Raw genomic sequence first — 21,657 nt, 5'->3', positions numbered from 1 at the left:
AGCATATGCTGCTCGTCCATATCAGATATGCCAGAACAGACCTCAAGACGAGAGGGATTCACAGCCTGCGTCTGGTACGCAATCGCTGTTTTGGATTTTCAAAACCGTAATGTCGTTTCATAATGGGTGCCCCTCGCATTATCAGGATCAATAAGATGGACCTTACCGAGCAACCGGCACGAAGAACCCAGCGGCCAATTCTGGTTGCTGTCGCCGTTCTCTACTGCTTTTTTATTGCGTTCAAGATCGCTTACTGGTTGGTGACCGAGGGTTGGGAAAGTGCGTGGTTTGGCGATTTTCCCATCTACCAGCTGTTTCCGGTTGTGATGATCTTCATCTTGTTGATGGTGGGTAGTGTGCTGTTGTGGGCTCGTAGCAAAAAATCATCAGGGTATCTGTTGGTGGCCCTGTTCTTCGGTGTGTTCCTGGCCCCCGTCATGATGCCGGAGATTTTTTATCGACATTCAGGCATGTTCAACAGGGTCATATATGTGCTGCCATCAGCCGGGCAGGCACTTCTTCTGGTTGTGGTATGGGTCTACAGTTTGCGATTGCGCCGAAGCGATTATTTCAACGTGGTTCAGAACAATCGCTGATCAGTTTGTTTGAGCGATAGATTTTCTCGCGAGTCGGCATTCATTGCGGGAAGGTCATGCAACGATAAGAAAGTCTTGAACATTCCATTTGAGTCCGCCCTCCTGGATCGAGAGGGCAGTATCTCAGCGGATCAATGAAGTTCGTGATCCGGAATTTCGGCCAATCCTAAAGTAGTTCGGCTATTGCCATTGATCCTCAAAGTTCTTGCATCCGCAACCTTCAGCGACACCTCAAGCTGCTCCCACGCTGGACGAAAACTCCCTGTTTTAGCGATCTGCAAATCGATGAAATCGGGGCCATATTCAAGGGTCCAGTTGATCATCAGGCGGCTGCCGTTTTTCCACCCATGACTAATGCCGTCATCTTCGAACAAAACCCCGCTGACGGAGCCTGAAGGTGCAGGGAAAATCACCAGCTCGCGATGCCGATCAAGGGATGAGTCGTTAAGCTGATGGCATTCACCGACGGGGATGGCAGCGCCTCCACGTACCAGCAATGGCAAGCACTCCAGCGGCGCATCGAGAGACACGTATTGGCCACTTTCGTACCAGTCACCGGTGTGCCAGTCGCACCAGCCCGTCTCATTCATGGGTAGCCACACCTCGCGCTGGCGTGCACCTTGCTCCACGACACTGGCAACCAGTATGTCCCGGCCCAGCAGGAACTCGTCGTTCTCTTCGAACGTCTGCGGGTCGTGCTCGTGGTCCAGAAAGGTTGGCCGCAGGATGGGCTCGTCTTCGTGACTCGCCTGCCACAGCAAGGTATAGAAATAAGGCATCAACCGGTATCTGAGGCGGATGGCGTCCCGGATCGCATCAGTTACCGAGGGATGCATCCATGGCTCGTTTACAGTGCCGTCTTCGTTCCAGGAATGGATCGTGAAACGGGGGTGCATCACGCCATTCTGCACCCAGCGAACAAACAGCTCGGGATCTGGTTTATTGCCAGAGAACCCGCCGACATCGTGCCCTACGTTGTACAACCCCGACAGACTCATGCCCAGACCCATACGGGTGTTGTAGCGGATGGTGTTCCAGTTGGTCCGGTTGTCGCCACTCCAGGTCTGAACGTAGCGTTGCATCCCGGCACAACCCGAGCGAGAGATAAGGTAAGGGCGCTCTGACGGAGCAAATCGCTGCTGCGCCTCTAGCGAGGCTCTCATCATCAACAGCGCCATGACCGGCCGGATATGTTTGATCGCTATCTCGCGGCCAAAACCCTGGCAACGTGCCTCGCCGTCCCACACCTCATACTCGTTGTTGTCGTTCCACGTGCAATCAATGCCCATTTCCAGAAGCTGTGAGGTGACGTTTGACTGCCACCAGCGAATCGCCTCCGGATTGGTGAAGTCCAGGTGCGAACCCTCGTCGTCCCAGAAAACCGACCGTTCTGGCTGGTCGTACTCCGAGTCGGTCACAAACAGCCTCTGCTCGGCCACTTCGGAGTAGCGTGGATGGTCCTGCAGCAGACACGGTTTTATGTTGGCAATCAGTCTGACGCCAGCATTACGGTACGCTTGCGCCAGCGCCTTTGGTGCCGGGACTTTGTCGTAATTCCAGTTGAACACATAGCGTTTGTCACCAATCGATGTATACCCGGACGACAGCTGAAATGAGTCACAAGGAATCTCGTGCTGACGGCAGAGATCCAGAAATCCAAGTAGCTGTTCTTGAGCGTTGTCGGCATCGGTGTAATGCATGGTTGAGCCGCTGTAGCCCAGACTCCATTTAGGCAGGAACAATGTGCGTCCGGTCAGGCGGACGAAGGCCTTGGTCACGTCGAGTACGCGGGGGCCTGCGAGGACCCAATAGTCGAGATCCCCCGCATCCGCTTTGTAGCGGCGATAGGGACGGTGGTAATTATCCAGCTCGTTGCCCAGATCAAAGAGGCTGGTGTTCAGGTTGTCGTAAAACATCCCGAAGCTTGCGTCTTGCTGATGGGTAATGACGAAGGGAATGTGTTTATAAAGCGGGTCGGTGCTCGCCGCGTTGTAGCCCATGGCGTCAAGATTGCGCATTTCGAAACGTCTGCCGGTGCGGTTCAAATCGCCGGTTTTTTCGCCGAGGCCATAGTAGCGGTGTTCAGGTGCGCGCAACTGGAAATGCTCCACACCATCACCATGGGCGTTGAGCGAATAGGCACCGGTGGGGCGATCCGAAACCAGTGGCTTCCAGGCCAGTCCGTCGTGGAACTCCCACTGCAACCACAGCGGCTGATGCACGGTGACGCGCAGTGTCTGGGTGGTGATGATCAGTCGGTCCTGAAGCGCTTCGACCTGATACGCGGGCAAGGAAAAATCGGCTACAGAGTCGCGAGAGCGTCCCTCCCAGGCGACATCTTCTTTCGGCGCAATGCTCCAGGTTCTATCCAGTGCCAATGAGCCTTCGCGCATCAGCAGGACACGGGCCAAACCGTCTTCGAGCATATAGATGCGGAACACGTGTCGGCCCTCGACCAGCAGCTCGACATAGCCTTGTTGCTGAGCGTGCAACTTCCAGGTTTTGAGTGATTTCATTGTGGGTGCACCACTTCAGATTTGGGTTTGGGTTTGGATTGGCTACGGTCCGCGATAAACATAATCATGAAAATTGCCCCTATAAAATCGAAGAGCCCCATGGCGATGAATAGTGGGTTGAAGCCTATTTTGTCGACGCTGACCCCGATGATCAGCGAGAAGATAAAGCTGGCAATCCAGGCGCAAGAACCCCGCATGCCGTTAACCGTCGCCAATTCGTCCCGATCAAAGGTCTCCACCACCAGTGCGCTCAACATGCAGGAGATAATCTGATGACCAAAACCACCGACTGAAATCAGCGCGATCGCCACATAGGGGTCTTTCACTTGAGTCATGACGGCTAATGAAAACATCAGAAACGCGCCCGTGATCGAACTCGCAACGATTGAGTTGACCCGCGTGCATTTGAATATTCGGAGGTAGGCGCGGGATAGATAACCGCTGGCGATACTGCCCAGGTCCGCTGCCAGAAAGGGCACCCAGGCAAACAGGACGATTTGCTTGAGGTCCATGCCTCGTTCGCTGGCCAGGTACAGCGGCACCCAGAAACTCATGACTGCCCAGGCAGGTTCGGCCATAAAGGCGGGGAGGGCGATACCGTAAAACCGCTTGTCCCGACCGATCTTTTTCAGCGCTTTGAAAAACGGCATTTGCTGGCCGGTTTTTTCGCCGTCCTGTTGAATGTGTTCACGTTCAGAGGGCGAAAGGCGAGGGTGGATGGCGGGAGCATGGTAAAGCCAGGCCCAGAGGGCGGCCCACACCAGACCGATGCCACCGGAAATTAAAAATGCCCCCTGCCAGCCCAGCGATACGTGGGCGAGATAGATGATGGGCGGCGCTAACATGGCCCCCAATGAGAAGCCGACACCAGCCCAGCCTGCAGCGATAGGCCGTTCCTTTTTGGGGAACCAGTCGCCGATTGCTTTGGCATTCGCGGGTGTGGCGGCAGCCTCCGAGGCACCCATGAAGAAGCGCAGGATCGCCAGATGTACCCAGCTCGCTGCGCCGGCATGCAAAAGGCACATCACCGACCATATGACGGCACACACCACGAAGCCGAGTTTTAACCCAATAACATCGATCAACCATCCGCATATCGGTTGGAAGAGGGTGTAAGCCAGTTGAAAAGCGGCAACCACCCACGAGTATTGTTCAGTCGACATACTAAACGTGGATTTCAGTTCCGGAGCCAATATGCCCAGTGAATTGCGGGTGATGTAGTTGACGGTGACGCCCAGTAGAAACAGAGAGAGCATCCACCAACGCAGGTGCGGGATGAATTTTCGCTTGGCCGAAAGTCGAGCATTGCGGTCGATATCGATGGTCATCAATTCTTCGCCTGTGCCGGATTTTCCGGCGTTTTGTTTTTATTTGAGGCTCTACGCTAGGGCAACAGCTTGTGCCCCGTACAGAATTAATGATGTATAAATTTACATTTTCATGGCGGGTTGATTGGCTGATATCAAAGCACGCTAGGACTTTTGGCCTTTTTCTGATATGAAAGCTTTTACATAAATTGTCTCAATGGATCAGTCGCGGTGGGAAAGTTGCGCATTACCGAGATCGCTTCGCAGACGGGATTGTCGATCGCGACGGTTTCCCGAGTGCTTGCCGGTAAATCAAATACCAGCGCAGCGGCGAGGCAGAAAGTGCTGGCGGTGGCGCGTCAGCGTGGAGTAATGGAAGACCTCGCCAATGGCCGTTTTTTGCTTAACGGGCTGACCATCTTTGCACCCTCGCGTGCCTTCAATGTCCGCTCGGATATCTTCTACTACAAGGTTATCCAAGGCATCACGCAGGCGGTTGCACAGCATGATGTTCGAGTTCGTTATTGCGAACTTGAGGAAGTCGACAGCGACGCATTGCTGTTTCTGGAGAAGATGAATCAGAAAGAAACCGATGCGGCGATTTTGATCGGGATTGATGATCCACATATTCACCAACTTGCAGCTGATCTCAGTAAGCCTGCCGTGCTGATCAACTGCATTGATCGCAGCATGCGCCTGCCTTCCATATCGCCCGACCACTTATTGATCGGTCAATTTGCGATCAATTATCTGTTTCAGATGGGCCATCGAAACGTACTGACGTTGCAGTGCCTCAGGCGCTACACGATGGACCTGCGCATGCGCGGCATTCGCGATGCCTGGAAGGAGCAAAATCTCGAGTTTGTCGACGCGAACCATCAGATCATTACTGAGGGCTTCGGCAGTGCCGAGGCGGAAGCGCGGGTGGCGGCATTTATCGCCGATTGCGCACCCGATGACAGACCTACCGCGATTCTTGCCGGTGGCGACTTCATGGCAGCCGGTGCTGTTAAAGCTCTACAGAGTGCGGGCTTGAAGGTGCCTCAGGACGTTTCGGTCATGAGCATGGATGGCTTCAATCTGGCTGACATCAACGACATACCTCTCACTACACTCCACGTTCCTCGCGATGAGTTGGGTGCGGAAGCAATCAGGGTATTAAGACAGCGCCTCTTCGAACCGCGATCGCCTTGTGGCAATCTTCTTCTGGGCGGGCAACTGATCACCGGCAGCTCGGTGCGGCGTATCAAACACAGTGCTAAGCAAACCCCGGTCTACCAGAAGATTATTTATGATTGAGCGGCTCATCAGAAACGCCGCCTTCCCGGATAAATCCGGTCCCACGGGCTCATCACGAACCCGAGGCCACGCCCAATCGGTAGGAGCGAATTCATTCGCGAGAGGCCGTTACATTCACAACATTTGCGTGATCAGGAACGTCGCCTTCCCGGATAAATCCGGTCCCACCAGTCCATCACAAGCCCGAGGCCACGCCCAACCGGTAGGAGCGAATTCATTCGCGAGGGGCCGGTACATTCACAGCATTTGCGTAATCAGGAACACCGCCTTCCCGGATAAGTCAGGTCCACGGACTCATCGCGAACCCGAGGCCACGCCCAACCGGTAGGAGCGAATTCATTCGCGAGAGGCCGGTACATTCACAGGATTTGCGTAATCAGGAACACAGCCTTCCCGGATAAGTCAGGTCCACGGACCCATCGCGAACCCGAGGCCACGCCCAACCGGTAGGAGCGAATTCATTCGCGAGAGGCCGGTACATTCACAAGATTGCGTAATCAGGAACACCGCCTTCCCGGATAAGTCAGGTCCACGGACTCATCGCGAACCCGAGGCCACGCCCAACCGGTAGGAGCGAATTCATTCGCGAGAGGCCGTTACATTCACAACATTTGCGTGATCAGGAACGACGCCTTCCCGGATGAATCCGGCCCCACGCAACAATCTCCGTCTTGCCAGGATCGGTCACGCCGTCCGGGTAACCGTCAACACCACTGCAGCAATTCGTTCTGCCTGAGCGTAGTTTTCGGTCTCCAGTTCCTCACCGAATACATCCGGGTCCATCTCGCGGTATGACCACGCGAAACCTGGGCGATCAATCAACAGCAGGGCGTGCTCCAGGAACAGATCCACCCCATCGACCCACGGCGTGCCGGTGTAAAGCAGCAGGCTACCGCCCAGCGCCAGCCGGTCCATCGCTTGCTCAACGATGCGCACCGAAAGCTCTGAACCCAAGCGTCCGCCACCATGGCGATAGGCTCGTTTCTGGCTGTCCTGCATGTAGGGCGGGTTGGCGACGATAAGGTCGAACTCGCCGGAAGTGCTTTCCAGCAAATCACTGTGCCAGGCGTGCACGTTCTCGATTTCGGCCAGCGAAGCGTTAACCGCAGTAAACCGCAGAGCCGTCGGGTTGATGTCCAGTGCCAGCACCTGCGCGTGGGGTCTGGATTTGGCGATGAGGATGGCTCCCATACCGCTACCACAACCAATATCTGCTGCCGTTCGCACGGGGTGCATCGAGGTTCTCAGATGCTCTTCAATGGCTTGGGCGAAGCGGTAGGTGTCGGGACCGAAAAAGACAGCATCGTTTGAAATGGTCGGGAAACCTGAGTGCACGAAAAGCAGGTCCTGCAAGCTCGACCAGCGCACCTCGCTGAGCAACAAACCAGCATGTGCGCGGATGATCCCGCTGGCCAATAGCGCTTTAATTTCCGCCTCTGGCAGCAGTTGCGTTTCAAACGGCCGGTTCCAGCCAAAGATATCGCGCAGGTCACGCGCCTTGCGGTTTTGCTCGCGCTCGTTATTACGCTGATGGGTCAGCGGCGTCACGGTAACGAATTTGTACTCGTCGGCCTGGAGTCGGCGACCCAGTTGGACAAGTGCCAGATCATGGGTCTGCTCTTCAATATTGGTGGCGTCCGTAAACGACGACGATGCAGTGGTGTGGTCCATCACGCTAAAGATCCTTGAGCAAGTTGACTGGAGTATGCCCGGGTGGCAATCAGCCCATCAGGCGTTGAATGTTGAGAAGGAGACAGCAGGCTGATCAGTCGTTCAGTTGAACCGTTGGCCTTGGGCTGCTTTGTTGATACCGAGGCGGGAGTCGCCCGACGTCGGAACCGTGCGCGAAACGGATTGCTGTTGGCCGATGCACTTTCGTCAGCCCAATCCCCAGCAATCCAGTCCCGCAGCAGTTGCATTTCATAACCGCTGAACACGCCAAACATCACCGCTCCCGGGCCGTCGATCAGTTGCCAGAAGCGACTTTGGGTCGGGTCCTGATTGCGTTTAATCCAGCCTTTGTTTTCAAGAACGGTGAGGAACGCTCGGCTACGTCCGGGCTCGCCAAGCCATTGATTGATGGTCAGTCCGTCCAGGCGGCAATAATCGGAGTGCATGTACTGACCAAAGGAACGCTTGCGTTCCAGCATGGCCACGACTTCGTTCTCCAGATCAAAGCTGGCGATGACTTCTTTCGTGCCGGTACCCAGTTCATTCAGGGCATAGCCAGCGCGCAGCCGCTCAATGAATTCATCCCGGGTGTCGTCGGTCGGCAACAGGTCAAGAACGGTTTGTACCGCTTTGTGAGCGTGCCCATTACTGGCGTTGTCGATGGTGACGTGCAGCGTGAAATAGTACGGATCGATTTCCAGCTCGTTGAGTTCGAACGACGTAATCAACAAGTGCAACGGAAGCTGTTCGTAGCCGAGGTTGTACCCGAGCAGCTCTGGCAGATACTCGTCGCCCAGTTGTGCGAGTGCGAGCTGAATCGCGCCTTGTACGTACAGCACGTCTTCCAGTGGTTCAGTCGGCGCGCAGTCGTGATCGGCCAGAAGCTTGCGGTACAGAACCACATGGTTCAGCGCGGGATCGCCGTCTCCCAGTTCTTCCAGATAAGTACGGATCAGGCCGTGATAGCGCCAATCGTCCGTGTGTTTTATCGCTGCATACAGCCAGGCCCCGTCCACGAGCTTGGTGGGCGCTACCTGGCGCAGAAAATAAAGGGCGTGAGCCTTGTTTCCGAAGAACTGTCTGCCAGCTCCGGCATGTCGCCCTTCGAGATACTCTCTGTACGCACTGGCGACGACACTGGCCTTGCCCTCCATCCACGCGGGCATGTCGCTGAGATTTTCAGGAAGATCCACCGAGCATTGCCGGGCTTCGTGAAGGTGGACTTCGAGAAACTGGCGAAGCGTACGGGTATCCACCTGCTGGGGATCGCTCAACAGCTGGTGGTAGAGGGTTCTGGCATCCGCATCTGAATGCATTGCCGGGTTCAGGCGATCAGCAAAATTGCGCAGAGAGTTCATAAGGCAGCCTACAAATGTTCTTGGTATGTAGGTCTGAGGCGGGGGCTCCCGGATAAATTCCAAGAATGTGTAAAGAGCAGGACGGGTGGTGTGTTTTTGGGGTGAGGGGGAGGACTGTTGATCAGCTATAAATCTGGCATACCCCGTCCTTGGTAGGAGCGAACTTGTTCGCGAGACGTAATGACTGACACGCTGCCTCGCCAACAAGTTGGCTCCTACACAAAGGATATTTCAGTAAGAAGTTTATATGTCTATTTTAGGGCGCTGCCTGTTTCACCCCTCACAAAACCGCAGCCGATTGCCGAACGGATCGTAAACCTCCAGCACTTTGCCCCAGCCTTGCTCGACGATGTCCGGCCGACCGTATCCATAGCGCTTGGCCTGCAGTTCATCGCGAAGCAGTTCGATATTCTGCATCGGGATGAATACCGTCGAACCGGGGCTGGCGTCGCCGTGGTGTTCGGAGAGGTGCAATTGCAGGCCGTAGCGGGTTATCCCCAGATACAGCGGCAGGTCTGCTTCGAACCGGTGTTCGAATTCAACGCTGAAACCGAGGAAGTCCAGGTAAAACTCCCGTGCTTTGGTTTCGTCAAACGATCGCAGGATAGGGATCGATTTGTCGAAGGCAATGCCCGTTGGGGCAACTTCCTGGGTGAGCAGCGCGGACGCGGTGTTCCAGTCTTTGTGGCCCAATTGATGGGCGACCAGTTCGAGTGCGGCAGAGTGGGATATTTCCTGACTGGACGTGGCCAGATCAGCGCGCAGACGCTTGGCCATTTGCTTGGCTTGTTCGATGGAAAACATGAAAGCTCCTGGAGTCTAGGCTTTCTGGTGCTCGCGTTGCCAAACCTGGACTATCAAGAGATGCGGCAGGATTCGGAAGAAAACATGCTTTCACCTTTCCCGATGGGAGCGAGCGGCAGGCAGCATTGGCCTGTGGCGATCATACACAGGCGATCCCGGAGACGGAATGCGAAGAATGAAAAAAGCCGCTGCCAGATGACAGCGGCTTGCAGATCAAGCCTTACCAGCGGTCACGGCCACGGCCATGATCATAATCCCGGCGGGGACCGTGGTCGTAATAGCCGCCACGGGGCGGGTCGTAGCGGCGGTATTCAACCGGACGCACCGGGACATAACGTACCGCCTGATATTGCGGCTGGTAACGCGGCTGTGGCCGGTATTCCTGATAGCGCGGGCGGTCGTGATCCCGGCTTGAGTGGCTTATCACGGTAGCCAACACCGCACCCACGGCTGCACCGGCGATAACGGGGACGATCACGTCGCGTTCATTAGCGGTAGCGGCCCCGGCAACAAGCAGGCTACCGGACAGAATCAGGACTTGGGTCATCTTCGAAAACATGGTGTCTCCTTTGGCGAAAGTAAGTGGGTTCGCCATGGACGTATGAAACACCCGTTTCATGTAAGCGGAGGTCTGGATCAGGTAAAGGTTTGGTAAAGCACCGGCAGAGAACGTCAGTCGGTAATGACGCTTTTAATGCGACTGGTCAGCTCATCCATGGAAAACGGCTTGGTCAGCAAATGCATGCCCGGTTCCAGTTGCTCTCCCCAGCCCAGTGCATTATGGGCATAGCCGGTGATGAACAGCACTTTCAGGTCGGGACGCAGGCTGCGTCCGGCGTCTGCTACCTGACGGCCGTTGATGCCCCCAGGCAGGCCGACGTCAGTGACCAGAAGGTCGATGTGTCGACTGGATTGCAGCACTTGCAACCCACTGGCTCCGTCTTCCGCTTCGATGGCGGTATAGCCCAGATCCTCCAGCACTTCGCGAATCAGCATGCGTACAGTGTGTTCATCATCAACCACCAATACCGTTTCGCCGCGTTTGGCCAGCGGCGGTGTGGCCAGGGCAAACGGCGTATCGGATGGCGCGGCCTCGGCCCGGGACCTTGGCAGGTACAAGGTCATGGTAGTGCCCACATTGATGATCGAATGAATATGCACGCTGCCGCCCGACTGACGCACGAAACCGTAGATCATCGACAGGCCCAGGCCGGTGCCTTCCCCCATGGGTTTGGTGGTGAAGAAAGGGTCGAACGCGTGGGCAATCACGTCGCTGCTCATGCCACTGCCGGTGTCGCAGACACTCAAGGTCAGGTACTCGCCTACCGGCAAATCCCGTTCGGCGGCGGCCTTGGCCTGCAGGGTGCAATTGCCGGTACGGATGGTCAGCGTGCCGCCCTCGGGCATGGCGTCGCGGGCATTGATGCACAGGTTGAGCAGGGCATTTTCCAGCTGGTTTGGATCGACCTGAGTCGGCCACAGATGGGTGTCGTTGTGGACTTGCACCTGCACGGCAGGGCCGATCGTGCTGCGAATCAGCTCAAGCATGCTTGCGACCAGCCGGTTGACGTCGGTTGCGACGGGCTCCAGGGTCTGGCGGCGCGAGAAGGCCAGCAGTCGATGGGTCAGCGCCGCCGCTCGACGCGAGGCGCCTTGAGCCGCGTCGAGGTAGCGGTCCATTTCGCCGACGCGATTCTGCGCGATCCGCAGCCTGATCATCTCCAGGCTGCCGATGATCCCGGTCAGCAGGTTGTTGAAATCATGAGCCAGACCACCCGTCAGTTGGCCGACAGCTTCCATTTTCTGACTTTGTCGCAGTTGCTGTTCGAGCAACCGTTGGGCCGTCATCTCGATGCCAACGCCTGTGCGCCGCACCGGTTCGCCGGTATTACTGAAATAGGTGTGGCCACGAGAAAGCACCCAGCGGACCGAGCCGTCAGGATGAACGATGCGGTATTCGAGTTCGAGATCGCCGCTGTTGACCAGCCCGCCCGCCATGGTCTTTCGCAGGGCGGCCAGGTCGTCGGGGTGTACGTTGGCGAGAAAATCCTGACGTTTGATGCCGCTCGCCGCCCGTACCGGGTCAATGCCGTACAACTCGCTGATGCCTGCGTCGCAGTAGAAACAGTCACTGGCCACTTCATAGGTCCAGACACCAACGCCGCTTACCGCCGAAAGGGCAAGACGAGCAAAGTCCATGGAGTCATGCAGCGCCGTCTCACCGATTTGCTCGGCCGTCACATCCCGGGCTCCGGCCTCGGGAACTTGCATGATCCGCAGAGTCGCCTGACGTGCATCTTCAAGACTTGCGTAATGCCCATCACGCACCTGGGCTTCAAGCAGGGCGGAGAGTGCAAGGTCGAGGGCCAAGTCCTGAGGTGCCCGATAGGACATGCGCAGTTCTCTGTAAGGAGGAAGGTGAGCGAATCGGGGATTATCACACAAGCCAGGGGAAAAGCCGTGAATGGTGAGATGTCACTTTGATTGCAATACGGATTGGACAGCAAGAAGCGGGGTGTGATGCTCTTGGGTTGCGGGCTTGATAAAGGCTCCCACTCAGCAGGAGCTCAGCATGACTTTTCGGATCACAGGCCTCTCCCCGGAACCTTATCAGGCGCTTTTTGGTTTATCCGATGACGCCTTGAAATCGTTGGGCGTGATGCGCTACCACGTCGACAAAAAACCAGGCTTCCCTGACCGCATCGAATTGCTGGATGCGGAAGTTGGCCAGACGGTCCTGTTACTGAATCACGTCTGCCAGCCAGCCATGACCCCTTACCGAGCCACACACGCGATTTTCATACGCGAAGGGGCTAGCCAGACTTACGAAACGATCAATCAAGTGCCTGAGTCGATGCGTATCCGCCTGCTATCGCTGCGGGGCTATGACGCTGAAGGAATGATGATCGAGGCTGACGTCGTGGAGGGTGTAGCGATGGAAGCGGTGATTGAGCAGATATTTGCCAATCCCGATGTGAGCTACATCCATGTTCATAACGCGCGCAGAGGGTGTTATGCCGGGCGGGTTGATCGGGGGTAGGTGTGGCATCATGTGGTTTCTTTGGGAGATTTTATGCTGGCCTGCTAGCTTAAATCCCCGTGGGAGCTGGCCCAGTGTTGCAGCAAACGCGGGATCCTGTAGGAGTGAGCTTGCTCGCGATCCGGTCATTGGGTCTGCGAATTTATCGCCTGAACTGACGTCATCGCGAGCAAGCTCACTCCTACAGATCCGATGGCTACTGCGCGACAGCACAGCTCCCACGGCAATCACTGATGACGTGGGACCGGCTTTAGCCGGGAAGAGGCCATGACAGACGCTGAGTCTTCATCTGCAGAAATACCGCTCTCCCGGCTGAAGCCGGTCCCACGATCAGCGCTTGCAGGCAAACCTCGAGTCACCCGCAGGGCAATCAATTCAGATCTTCACATTTCCCTTCTGCCAAACCTCATAATGCCGCGGTCAATACAGCGTGAGATCGAGCCCCGTGAATATTCGTAAACCCATCGACGGTCAGGCCGCGGTCATGATGACCGTGCTGTGTACCGTATGGGGTCTGCAGCAAGTCGCGATCAAGGCTGCAGCACCGGACATTGCGCCGATTTTCCAGATCGCGCTGCGTTCAGGTTTTGCGGCATTGATGGTGGGCGTGTTGTTGATGCTGCGCTGGCAGCAGATGAAACGCCGCGGCACCTGGCAGGCCGGGATCATGGTCGGTGTACTGTTTGCGCTGGAGTACCTTGCGGTAGGCGAAGGGCTGCTCTATACCTCGGCTGCGCACATGGTGATCTTCCTTTATACCGCGCCGATATTTGTCGCCATCGGCCTGCATTTTCGGTTTCGCAGTGAGCGCCTGACGTTGCTGCAATGGATCGGAATCCTCATTGCATTCTCTGGCGTCGTCCTGGCGTTCTACGCCCCCGCAGCCCCCGGCGTATCAGTGCTGCATCAGCGGGTTGGCGACGGACTGGGTCTGCTGGCGGCTATTCTCTGGGCGGGTACGACCCTCACCATTCGCGGCTCCAGACTGTCAGATGCACCCGCACCGCTGACGCTGTTCTATCAGTTGGCAGGGGCTTTCGTGATCCTTGCGATGATGGCTCTGGCAACCGGACAAACCGGCATCAACCTGACTACCGTTGCGGTCAGCAGCCTGGCTTATCAGACCATCGGCGTCTCATTCCTGAGTTTCCTCGTCTGGTTCTGGCTGCTAGGCCGCTATCTTGGTTCTCGCCTGGGCGTGCTGTCGTTCATGACGCCTTTATTCGGCGTGGTGTTTGGCGTGTGGTTACTGGACGAAACGCTGGAATCCTCCTTTGTAATCGGCTCGGCACTGGTGCTCGCCGGGATTCTGCTGGTGAGTGGTCACGACCTTTTAAGGCAGGTGCTACACAAGCGCGCCCTTGGCTGACACTAGGTTCTGCTCGATCCAGTCAGCCGCTGTGGTCAGTTCAATACCGTGTGTGGCGTTGAACGTGCGGTTTTTATCCCAGGCGACGCCTTTACCCTGGGCAAACACCGCCCGGTATTTGCAGAGCGAATCGTCCGGCGCAGCGGCGAGAGCGGCGTTCAGTTGCGGGACGCTCCATTCCACGCGAGACAGCGTGCGCCCTAGCTTTTCGTCGAGCATGTCCGCCAGTTGCCGATAGCTCAGCGTATCCCCTGCGACGAACACCACCTGATCAACCAGGCGGGGTTCGGCAAAGATGACTTCTGCCGTCAGCTTGCCGATGTCCTCTGGTGTGGTGACGGTGACTTGCGTGTCCCAGGTGCCCAAAGCGTGAACCGTGTTTTCGGCCAGATCGACCACACCAAAGGCGGGCTCAAACAGGAAGCTGGTAAACATCCCGGTGGAAATGATCAGCCATTCGGTTGTGCGCTGGGCTCTTAAAAGTTCGCGGACTTCGAGCTGTTCATCAAACAGGTCCTGCGGGCTGCCTTTACCGATCACGTCATAGTCCACGCCGAACTGCCACGGCACGTAGCGCTTTACGCCAGCTTTGAGCGCCGCCTGAGTGAGCTTGAGTTGGGTGCCAGCGCCCGCAACGAAGCCAACACAGCTGATGACTGTATCGAAGTGCCGGAAATGCTCGGCGAGTGCTTCGACAGAATCGTTGATCACGTCGGCTTGCAAAAAATGGATGCCAAGGGTTTGGAGCTCTTCAAGGGCAGATTTTTTCGAGCTGTCCTGAGTGGCGACAGCGGAGGGGCGTAGCAGAACGGTAATGCGCGCTTTTCCGCTGTCAGCGGTCATCGCAGCCAGCTCCCGTAAGACCTGTGTGCCCAGTTCCCCGGCTCCCAGTACAAGAATATTGTCGGTTTTCACGGGCGTGGTCAGTTGCATGAATTTCCTCCGGATAGCGGCTCAAAGGCGAGTGGTTGTTATCCTGTCACCATTGAGACGCGGCCATAAGTAGGCACACGAGTGATCCTGGGGGGGGCTAATGGACAACGAAGAAATCATCAGACAATCGCAAGCGGCCTGCGAAGCGCTGAGTGCGCAAGACGACGGTTTGAAGCGAGAGGTGCTGACCCACGCGGGTAATCGCTGGTCACTGGGCATTGTTCACACGCTGGGCGTGGACGGGCGGCTGAGGCATGCGGAAATCGCCAGACGCATGAATGGCGTGACACAGCGGATGTTGACCCGCAGCCTGCGTCAGCTTGAAAGGGATGGTCTGGTTTTACGTCGTGATCACAATGAAGTGCCGCCACGTGTCGACTACGAATTGTCTGAGCTAGGTCGCGGATTGCTGGTGCAGATGATTCCGCTGTGGATGTGGGTGGCGGGCAATGCGGAGGGTTTTCGTGAGGCTCGTGAGCGTTACGATGCAGCGGGTCTGGCGAAGGTGGAGTGAGTTTGCTGCGCGATGGCGGCGCGTCGGCAGTGTGCTGCTACTTTCTGGATTGGAATGGATTTCACTGTTGAAATGCATTCTCTGCGAGGCTTGCCCGCGATAAAGGCAATGCGGTTTATCAGATAAACCGCGGCGCTCTTATCGCGGGCAAGCCTCGCTCCCACAGGTGTGATCTCAGTACGGGGGCGATGTCGTGGGACCGGCTTTAGCCGGGAAGAGGCCGGTACAGCCTGCAGATGTATTGTCAGGAATATCGCCTTCCCGGCTAAAGCCGGTCCCACGGAAGAAATGCGATTTCATGTGGAAGCGAGGCTTGCCCGCGATAAGGGCATTGCGGTTTATCAGATAGACCGCGGCGTTCTTATCGCGGGCAAGCCTCGCTCCCACAGGTGTGATCTCAGTACGGGGGCTATGTCGTGGGACCGGCTTTAGCCGGGAAGAGGCCGGTACAGCCGACAGATGTGTATTGTCAGGAATATCGCTTTCCCGGCTAAAGCCGGTCCCGCGGAAAAAATGCCGTCTCATGTGGGAGCGAGGCTTGCCCGCGATAAAGGCAATGCGGTTTATCAGATAGACCGCGGCGTTCTTATCGCGGGCAAGCCTTGCTCTCACAGGTCCTTCGTTTGCTGCGTCAGGCCGGTTGGTACGGCGAGTAATCCACATAGCCTTTGGCATCGCCACCGTAGTAGGTGTCGCGATCCGGAGTGGTCAGCGGCCAGCCATTTTTCAGACGGGCGACGAGGTCCGGGTTGGCGATGAAGGGTTGGCCGAAGGCAGCAAGATCGATCAAGCCGGCGTCCACCAGATCCTGAGCGCGCTCCAAGGTCATGTCGCCTGCGAGGATCAGTGCGGTGTTGCCCAGTTTGGCTTTGCAATCCTTGAGCAATTCCCGCAGCGCTTCTTCCTGTGCCGCGGAGCTTTCACCGGCCATGAAGAAGTGGGTCTGGTCCATGACGTGGACGTAGGCAATGCCGCGCTCATTCATACCCGCGCACAGTGCCGCGTAGGTTTCATCGATTTCAGGATAGATCGGCATATCGAACAGCTGACCGTACGGCGAGATACGAATCCCGACCTTGTCTTTACCAATTCTGGCACTGACGGCATCAACCACTTCGAACACGAAACGCAGACGATCATCGAGGTTTTTCGCGCCATAGCGATCCGTACGATCGTTAACCTGCGGATTCAGGAACTGCTCCAGCAGATAGCCATTCGCACCGTGAATTTCCACACCGTCAAAACCGGCATCGATGGCGTTTGCAGCCGCTTGAGCGAAGTCTCCAACGACTCGACCGACTTCTTCAGTGGTCAGTGCGCGCGGCATAGACGTGTCAACGAAGCCGGGCTCGCCGTCCTCGGTATAACCGAACGCCTTGCCACCACGGGCTGGCTGGGTCGTGGAGCTTACCGGGGCTTTGCCATCGACCTGAATCGAGGTGTGGGAAACCCGGCCAACATGCCAGAGCTGGGCGAACATTTTGCCGCCGACGCTGTGGACGGAGTCCGTCACCAGCTTCCAGCCCTTGATTTGCTCATCGCTGAAAATACCGGGGTTGAAGAGATAGCCCTGACCTTCGCGAGAAATTGGCGTGCCTTCTGAAACGATCAGGCCTGCGGTGCCGCGTTGGGTGTAATGCAGCGCGATCTGTTCGTTGGCGATGTCTTCCGGCGCGCGTGAGCGAGTCATTGGCGCCATGACGAAACGGTTGTTCAGCGTCAGGCCGCTGAGGTCATAGGAGGCAAAAAGGTTAGTCATGAATCAAAGTCTCCATGGACAGAATCTGGTTCCGGCGAGAAGCCCGCGAGTACAGGGCGTTCCCGGCAGATGAAAGTGACTCCATGGTAGGTTGTTGCTAAAGAAGCCACAATTGAGCTGAAAAGCAAAATACTATTGCTGTTTTAGCAATTGATGGTTTAACTGACAGGATTCGCCTTGCGCAGATCTGTTGAATTTCGTAAGGCTGCAGGCGTTGCCTCAGTGTCCCTGACACAGCGCTGTCGCGCAGCAAACATGGGACCTGTAGGAGCGCACGAGCACCGCGAGGCCGCGAAAGCGGTGTGTCAGGCAGGACGCCATCGCTGCCTCGCGGTGCTCGTGAGCTCAGAAAGGTATTCCAAATCAGATAGTTGTAGGTCTTTTTTAAAGGCGCCGCCTGAGTTTTCCACATGCACCTCAAAGCCCATAGATTCTTCGCTATGGTCGCCGTCACTGGCAGTTTTTCCGCAACCGCGCGGCACTTTCAGGTGCCTGCTTCTTCGGTATCCCGTTTCATTGCCGCGCTGGAGCGGGACCTGGGGCAGCAGCTGCTGTATCGGAATACCCGGGCAGTGAAGCTCACCGATGCGGGCGAGCGTTACTACGTGCAGATTCGTGAAGTTCTGGAGTTGCTGGACGCGGCGGACGAGGAGGTCAACGGCAAGGTCGGCGACATTCGTGGCCTGGTGCGGATCAATGCGCCCGTCGCCTTTGGTCATCTGCACATCGTGAAACTGTTGAATGGCCTCTACGAAAAGTACCCAGAGCTGAGTGTCGAGTTGAATGTCACTGATGCGTTCATTGATCCCGTTCTGGAGGGTACCGATATCATTTTCCGGGTCGGGCAACTGCCGGACTCGGGCTTGATAGGCCGCAAAATCTGCGATCAGCGCTATTTGTTGTGTGCGAGCAGCGAATACCTGGAAAAGCACGGGCAACCGACCTCGCCACAGGATCTGCGCAATCATGCCTGTCTCGTTTACAAGGGCGTGAGCGGCATCCAGCGCTGGCATTTCCGCCATCCCGGACATGATGCCGAAGAGGTCATCGATGTCGACGGGCCGTTACGGAGCAATAACGGTCAGGTGCTGATGGAGGCTGCGCTGGCGGGCAGGGGGATCGTATTGTTTCCGTCGTGGCTGTTCAATCAGGAGCATTTCAAAAGCAAGGCGCTGATCCAGCTATTGCCCGAGTGGGAAGGTTGTGTCGAGCCTTTGTCGAGTCAGATCCATCTGATATCGCCCGAGAATCGCCTTCGCTCACAGAAAGTACGGGTCGTATGGGATTACTTTTTGAATGCGATTGGTACACCGCCTTATTGGGACAGGGTGGAGTAACCGGCAGTGCCATCATGTAAGAAAAAACAGCGCCACTAATGGCGAAAGGCTTACATCGCGTGCCGTCGATCGTCCATTTACCCATCGATCTCATAAGCGCAATCTAAACCCATCAACCGGAACGCAGGAAGCGCTTCGGAGGTAAAGGATGACCACCATGGCCCGGATGGCTACTGACAGGATGTTGGAATGGTATTGATGAAAAGTAACCCGCTTCGGCGGGTTTTTTCATGCCTGCGTTTTATGCCTGTCGGGCTGTAAACTGTTCACGCAAATGAGTCAGTGACCTTTTTACTTTCCAGATACGAGACCTTCATGGCAAACCACGACATTACTTTCGTCCCGGACCCTGATTCGGATTCCATCTCTTCTGACGTAGCCGGTTTTGGTGGCTTGCTGGTCTCCACGCAGATCCCGACTCATGCTGACGGCAGTCTGGAATTGGGCGATATCACGCTGCAAAGCGAATGCACACTGCAAGCGCTGAAAGTGGCGCTGGAAAAGGCCGGCAGCTCCATGGATCGGGTATTGCACCTGACCATTTACCTCACCGACATGGCCGACCGCGCCGCATTCAACGACGTATACAAACGCTTCTTCGCCAAGCCTTGGCCGGTACGCGCTGCCGTAGGCGTGGCTGCATTGGCAGTCGAAGGCATGCGCGTGGAAGTGACGGCGATGGCGGCGAAGGGGTGAGCCAGGATCCCGCCACGAATTAACCTGCTTGGGATGCATTTCTGTAGGAGCTGCCGAAGGCTGCGAAGCATTCCTCCTGATTCAACGCCATCGCAGCCTTCGCAGCTCCTACAGCAATTCCTAACCCTTCAGATGGATGCCACCCTCAATCCAGATCCGCAGCGTCATGCCGCTCCGGTACTTGGGTTGCTTCATCGCCCCATGTTCTGTTGACTCGGGTACCCCGAACAACAGCCGGACGTTTGGCGATTTCATGTGCCCAGCGCTGCACGTGGGTGTATTCATGCACTGCCAGAAACTCAGCCGCCGAGTACAGGCCGCCCAGAATCACCTGGCCGTACCATGACCAGACTGCGATATCGGCAATGGTGTATTCATCACCCGCCAGATAGGTACTTTCACTCAGGCGGCGATCCAGCACGTCCAGCTGACGCTTGGCTTCCATGGTGAAGCGGTTGATCGGATATTCCATTTTCTCCGGCGCGTAGACGTAAAAATGTCCGAACCCACCGCCAAGGTACGGCGCTGCACCCATTTGCCAGAACAGCCAGTTCAGGGTCTCGGTGCGGCCCGCAGGATCGGTGGGCAGGAAGCGACCAAACTTTTCGGCCAGATACAGCAGGATCGAACCCGACTCGAACACGCGAATGGGCGGCTCGGCGCTGTAGTCCACCAGGGCCGGAATCTTCGAATTGGGGTTGATATCGACGAAGCCGCTGGAGAACTGATCACCTTCATTGATGCGGATCAGCCACGCATCGTATTCCGCTTCGGTATGCCCCAGCGCCAGCAGCTCTTCGAGCAAAATAGTCACTTTGATGCCGTTGGGCGTCGCCAGGGAATAGAGCTGCAAAGGATGCTTGCCCTTGGGCAGCGTTTTCTCGTGAGTCGGCCCGGCAATGGGCCGGTTGATGCTTGCGAACTGGCCGCCCACTGCTTCGTTTTTCCATACCTTGGGCGGAACGTAAGGTGCATTGCTCATGCGCGAATCTCCCGGTCTATACGATTCGAAAACGAGGCGCAGGCAGCCGCCACGTCAGTTCAGGTGGACTACCCTGCCAGCGCCGTGACGCGGAATCAATGCTGCCTGCGCATTTGAATTCGATTAAGTCCAATGGCTCAACGCACAGACCTAACCCACCAAGGTTTCAATTCGCTCCGGCTGAATGCTGCACTGCCAGCGCCAGGCATCGGCCAGCATGCAGTCCAGTGAGCGACCGGCGCGCCAGTCCAGCTCATCAGCGGCCTTGCCCGGATCTGCCCAGCAACGCGCAATATCACCGGCACGGCGAGGTTCGTAAGTCAGCGGCACGGTGACACCGCTGACACGTTCGAACGCCTTGACGACTTCCAGCACGGAATAACCCTGACCTGTGCCGAAATTCCACACCCGCACGCCATGTAACTGACGTAACGCCTGCAACGCCTTCAGATGCCCCTCGGCAAGGTCCATCACATGCACGTAATCGCGGATGCCGGTGCCATCAGGCGTCGCGTAGTCATTGCCATAAACGCCCAGGGTTGCGCGTTCGCCGCTGGCGACTTGAAGCAGATAAGGCAGCAGGTTGTTCGGAGTGTTGTTCGGTGCTTCGCCGAGTTCCCCCGAAGCATGAGCACCAATCGGATTGAAGTAACGCAGCAGCCCCACCGACCAGCGAGGGTCGGATGCTGCCATGCTGTTCATGACGTTTTCCGCCATCAGTTTCGACTGGCCGTAAGGGTTGGAGGGCTGACCCGTGGCGCAGCTTTCATCAATGGGCATCACCGCGCAGTCGCCATAAACCGTCGCTGATGAACTGAACACCAGCGTGAACACTTCGGCGTCTGCCATTGCCTGACACAGCGTCACGCTGCCGCCCACGTTCGTGTCGTAATACCGCAGCGGTTCGCGCACGCTTTCACCGACCGCTTTCAAACCGGCGCAATGAATGACGGCGTCGATGGCGTATTCGTTGAACAGCATGTCGAGTTGGCCGCGATTTCGGACGTCACCAAAAATAAATACAGGTCGTCGTCCCGAAATTTTGGCGATCCGGTCCACGACCGAACGTGAACTGTTGCAGAGGTTGTCGAGAATCACGACGTCTTCGCCGTGCTCCATCAATTCCAGCACTACGTGAGCACCGATATAGCCTGCACCGCCCGTCACCAGGATCATAGTTCGCCTCATTTATTCACTGTGTGAACGGCGACTACTTACCTGCCGAGCCTGTTGTTCGGCCCACTGTCACAGACGTGGCGGTGAGGCGTATGAGGTTATGGGCCTCGGGCGAGGCAGGAGTTCAAAGGTGTTTGCTCACTGGTACATGCTGTTCATCGGCTTTACCTGCGGGCGTGTTGAACGCTGCGTGAACGGCGGGCCTCAAAGTCATGAAGCGCGCAGAACGTGATGCTGAATCACCGGGCCGCCTTTCATTCAACAGACGAGTGTCTTCGAAGCCGCGATCATGCTGGCTTC

At 56.6% G+C, this 21,657-nt stretch carries 18 protein-coding genes; 7 read left to right on the top strand and 11 right to left on the bottom strand.

Annotated features, from left to right (window positions below; all coding sequences use genetic code 11):
* The first annotated feature begins 155 nt into the window (after positions 1–155).
* Entirely contained in the window at positions 156–596 is a 441-nt protein-coding gene (locus CKW31_RS22115; RefSeq protein WP_095100120.1) for a hypothetical protein, read from the top strand.
* 131 nt (positions 597–727) lie between these two features.
* On the opposite strand, the gene CKW31_RS22110 is transcribed toward CKW31_RS22115, so the two are convergent.
* Positions 728–3,112 (bottom strand): TIM-barrel domain-containing protein, encoded by a 2,385-nt coding sequence (locus CKW31_RS22110; RefSeq protein ID WP_095100117.1) that lies wholly within the window; start codon positions 3,110–3,112, stop codon positions 728–730.
* A complete protein-coding gene (locus tag CKW31_RS22105) occupies positions 3,109–4,440 on the bottom strand; it encodes an MFS transporter (RefSeq protein ID WP_095100113.1) in 1,332 nt (443 codons plus the stop codon). Before CKW31_RS22105 ends, CKW31_RS22110 begins: the two co-directional genes overlap by 4 nt.
* A 210-nt stretch (positions 4,441–4,650) precedes the next feature.
* On the opposite strand from CKW31_RS22105, the gene CKW31_RS22100 reads away from it, so the two are divergent.
* Positions 4,651–5,718 carry a LacI family DNA-binding transcriptional regulator gene (locus CKW31_RS22100; RefSeq protein WP_095100109.1) on the top strand — a complete coding sequence of 356 codons (1,068 nt, stop codon included), beginning with the start codon at positions 4,651–4,653 and terminating at the stop codon, positions 5,716–5,718.
* 684 nt (positions 5,719–6,402) lie between these two features.
* On the opposite strand, the gene CKW31_RS22095 is transcribed toward CKW31_RS22100, so the two are convergent.
* The 5 genes from CKW31_RS22095 to CKW31_RS22075 form a co-directional block, all read right to left on the bottom strand.
* On the bottom strand, positions 6,403–7,389 hold the full coding sequence (locus CKW31_RS22095; RefSeq protein ID WP_095100106.1) for a class I SAM-dependent methyltransferase: 987 nt from the start codon (positions 7,387–7,389) through the stop codon (positions 6,403–6,405).
* Positions 7,389–8,747 (bottom strand): iron-containing redox enzyme family protein, encoded by a 1,359-nt coding sequence (locus tag CKW31_RS22090; protein ID WP_095100103.1) that lies wholly within the window; start codon positions 8,745–8,747, stop codon positions 7,389–7,391. Before CKW31_RS22090 ends, CKW31_RS22095 begins: the two co-directional genes overlap by 1 nt.
* A 273-nt stretch (positions 8,748–9,020) precedes the next feature.
* Positions 9,021–9,551 (bottom strand): glyoxalase superfamily protein, encoded by a 531-nt coding sequence (locus tag CKW31_RS22085; protein ID WP_176469945.1) that lies wholly within the window; start codon positions 9,549–9,551, stop codon positions 9,021–9,023.
* A 220-nt stretch (positions 9,552–9,771) separates the two neighbouring features.
* The gene (locus CKW31_RS22080; RefSeq protein ID WP_095100100.1) at positions 9,772–10,110 is read right to left on the bottom strand and encodes a hypothetical protein; all 339 of its coding nucleotides are present in this window, start codon (positions 10,108–10,110) and stop codon (positions 9,772–9,774) included.
* A gap of 113 nt (positions 10,111–10,223) precedes the next feature.
* Complete coding sequence (locus tag CKW31_RS22075) at positions 10,224–11,945, bottom strand: PAS domain-containing hybrid sensor histidine kinase/response regulator (RefSeq protein WP_095100097.1); 1,722 nt, start codon at positions 11,943–11,945, stop codon at positions 10,224–10,226.
* Positions 11,946–12,123: 178 nt separating this feature from the next.
* On the opposite strand from CKW31_RS22075, the gene CKW31_RS22070 reads away from it, so the two are divergent.
* Both CKW31_RS22070 and CKW31_RS22065 read left to right on the top strand, forming a co-directional pair.
* The gene (locus CKW31_RS22070; RefSeq protein WP_095100094.1) at positions 12,124–12,591 is read left to right on the top strand and encodes a DUF1203 domain-containing protein; all 468 of its coding nucleotides are present in this window, start codon (positions 12,124–12,126) and stop codon (positions 12,589–12,591) included.
* Positions 12,592–13,036: 445 nt separating this feature from the next.
* Positions 13,037–13,960 (top strand): DMT family transporter, encoded by a 924-nt coding sequence (locus CKW31_RS22065; protein ID WP_095100091.1) that lies wholly within the window; start codon positions 13,037–13,039, stop codon positions 13,958–13,960.
* Here CKW31_RS22065 and CKW31_RS22060 read toward each other — a convergent pair.
* Positions 13,937–14,893 (bottom strand): aromatic alcohol reductase, encoded by a 957-nt coding sequence (locus CKW31_RS22060; RefSeq protein ID WP_095100088.1) that lies wholly within the window; start codon positions 14,891–14,893, stop codon positions 13,937–13,939. The genes CKW31_RS22065 and CKW31_RS22060 overlap by 24 nt on opposite strands.
* Before the next feature lie 100 nt (positions 14,894–14,993).
* Between CKW31_RS22060 and CKW31_RS22055 the strand changes: the two genes are divergently transcribed.
* Positions 14,994–15,407 (top strand): helix-turn-helix domain-containing protein, encoded by a 414-nt coding sequence (locus tag CKW31_RS22055; RefSeq protein WP_095100085.1) that lies wholly within the window; start codon positions 14,994–14,996, stop codon positions 15,405–15,407.
* Positions 15,408–16,038: 631 nt separating this feature from the next.
* On the opposite strand, the gene CKW31_RS22050 is transcribed toward CKW31_RS22055, so the two are convergent.
* Positions 16,039–17,166, bottom strand: a complete 1,128-nt coding sequence (locus CKW31_RS22050; RefSeq protein ID WP_095100082.1) for an alkene reductase — start codon at positions 17,164–17,166, stop codon at positions 16,039–16,041.
* A gap of 410 nt (positions 17,167–17,576) precedes the next feature.
* Between CKW31_RS22050 and CKW31_RS22045 the strand changes: the two genes are divergently transcribed.
* Positions 17,577–18,503: a LysR family transcriptional regulator gene (locus CKW31_RS22045; RefSeq protein ID WP_095100079.1), complete on the top strand. Its 927-nt coding sequence runs from the start codon at positions 17,577–17,579 to the stop codon at positions 18,501–18,503.
* Between the two features lie 315 nt (positions 18,504–18,818).
* On the top strand, positions 18,819–19,199 hold the full coding sequence (locus CKW31_RS22040) for a RidA family protein (protein WP_095100076.1): 381 nt from the start codon (positions 18,819–18,821) through the stop codon (positions 19,197–19,199).
* 145 nt (positions 19,200–19,344) lie between these two features.
* On the opposite strand, the gene yghU is transcribed toward CKW31_RS22040, so the two are convergent.
* Both yghU and galE read right to left on the bottom strand, forming a co-directional pair.
* Positions 19,345–20,181 (bottom strand): glutathione-dependent disulfide-bond oxidoreductase, encoded by an 837-nt coding sequence (gene yghU / locus CKW31_RS22035; protein ID WP_095100073.1) that lies wholly within the window; start codon positions 20,179–20,181, stop codon positions 19,345–19,347.
* Positions 20,182–20,331: 150 nt separating this feature from the next.
* The gene (gene galE / locus CKW31_RS22030) at positions 20,332–21,357 is read right to left on the bottom strand and encodes a UDP-glucose 4-epimerase GalE (protein WP_095100070.1); all 1,026 of its coding nucleotides are present in this window, start codon (positions 21,355–21,357) and stop codon (positions 20,332–20,334) included.
* Positions 21,358–21,657: the final 300 nt, after the last annotated feature.

Source organism: Pseudomonas sp. Irchel 3A5 (genome assembly GCF_900187575.1).
In the GTDB taxonomy this organism is placed as follows: domain Bacteria; phylum Pseudomonadota; class Gammaproteobacteria; order Pseudomonadales; family Pseudomonadaceae; genus Aquipseudomonas; species Aquipseudomonas folii.
Note: the sequence above shows the minus strand (reverse complement) of the source record. Positions and strands in the feature narration are given on the sequence as shown.

Excerpts from the sequence above, each read along its gene's own strand:
- CKW31_RS22095 (WP_095100106.1), bottom strand. The coding sequence starts at position 7,389 with ATGGACCACACCACTGCATCGTCGTCGTTTACGGACGCCACCAATATT.
- CKW31_RS22075 (WP_095100097.1), bottom strand. The coding sequence starts at position 11,945 with ATGTCCTATCGGGCACCTCAGGACTTGGCCCTCGACCTTGCACTCTCC.
- CKW31_RS22110 (WP_095100117.1), bottom strand. The coding sequence starts at position 3,112 with ATGAAATCACTCAAAACCTGGAAGTTGCACGCTCAGCAACAAGGCTAT.
- CKW31_RS22050 (WP_095100082.1), bottom strand. The coding sequence starts at position 17,166 with ATGACTAACCTTTTTGCCTCCTATGACCTCAGCGGCCTGACGCTGAAC.
- CKW31_RS22090 (WP_095100103.1), bottom strand. The coding sequence starts at position 8,747 with ATGAACTCTCTGCGCAATTTTGCTGATCGCCTGAACCCGGCAATGCAT.
- galE (WP_095100070.1), bottom strand. The coding sequence starts at position 21,357 with ATGATCCTGGTGACGGGCGGTGCAGGCTATATCGGTGCTCACGTAGTG.
- CKW31_RS22070 (WP_095100094.1), top strand. The coding sequence starts at position 12,124 with ATGACTTTTCGGATCACAGGCCTCTCCCCGGAACCTTATCAGGCGCTT.
- CKW31_RS22105 (WP_095100113.1), bottom strand. The coding sequence starts at position 4,440 with ATGACCATCGATATCGACCGCAATGCTCGACTTTCGGCCAAGCGAAAA.
- CKW31_RS22055 (WP_095100085.1), top strand. The coding sequence starts at position 14,994 with ATGGACAACGAAGAAATCATCAGACAATCGCAAGCGGCCTGCGAAGCG.
- CKW31_RS22045 (WP_095100079.1), top strand. The coding sequence starts at position 17,577 with ATGCACCTCAAAGCCCATAGATTCTTCGCTATGGTCGCCGTCACTGGC.
- CKW31_RS22060 (WP_095100088.1), bottom strand. The coding sequence starts at position 14,893 with ATGCAACTGACCACGCCCGTGAAAACCGACAATATTCTTGTACTGGGA.
- CKW31_RS22040 (WP_095100076.1), top strand. The coding sequence starts at position 18,819 with ATGGCAAACCACGACATTACTTTCGTCCCGGACCCTGATTCGGATTCC.
- CKW31_RS22080 (WP_095100100.1), bottom strand. The coding sequence starts at position 10,110 with ATGTTTTCGAAGATGACCCAAGTCCTGATTCTGTCCGGTAGCCTGCTT.
- CKW31_RS22085 (WP_176469945.1), bottom strand. The coding sequence starts at position 9,551 with ATGTTTTCCATCGAACAAGCCAAGCAAATGGCCAAGCGTCTGCGCGCT.
- yghU (WP_095100073.1), bottom strand. The coding sequence starts at position 20,181 with ATGAGCAATGCACCTTACGTTCCGCCCAAGGTATGGAAAAACGAAGCA.
- CKW31_RS22115 (WP_095100120.1), top strand. The coding sequence starts at position 156 with ATGGACCTTACCGAGCAACCGGCACGAAGAACCCAGCGGCCAATTCTG.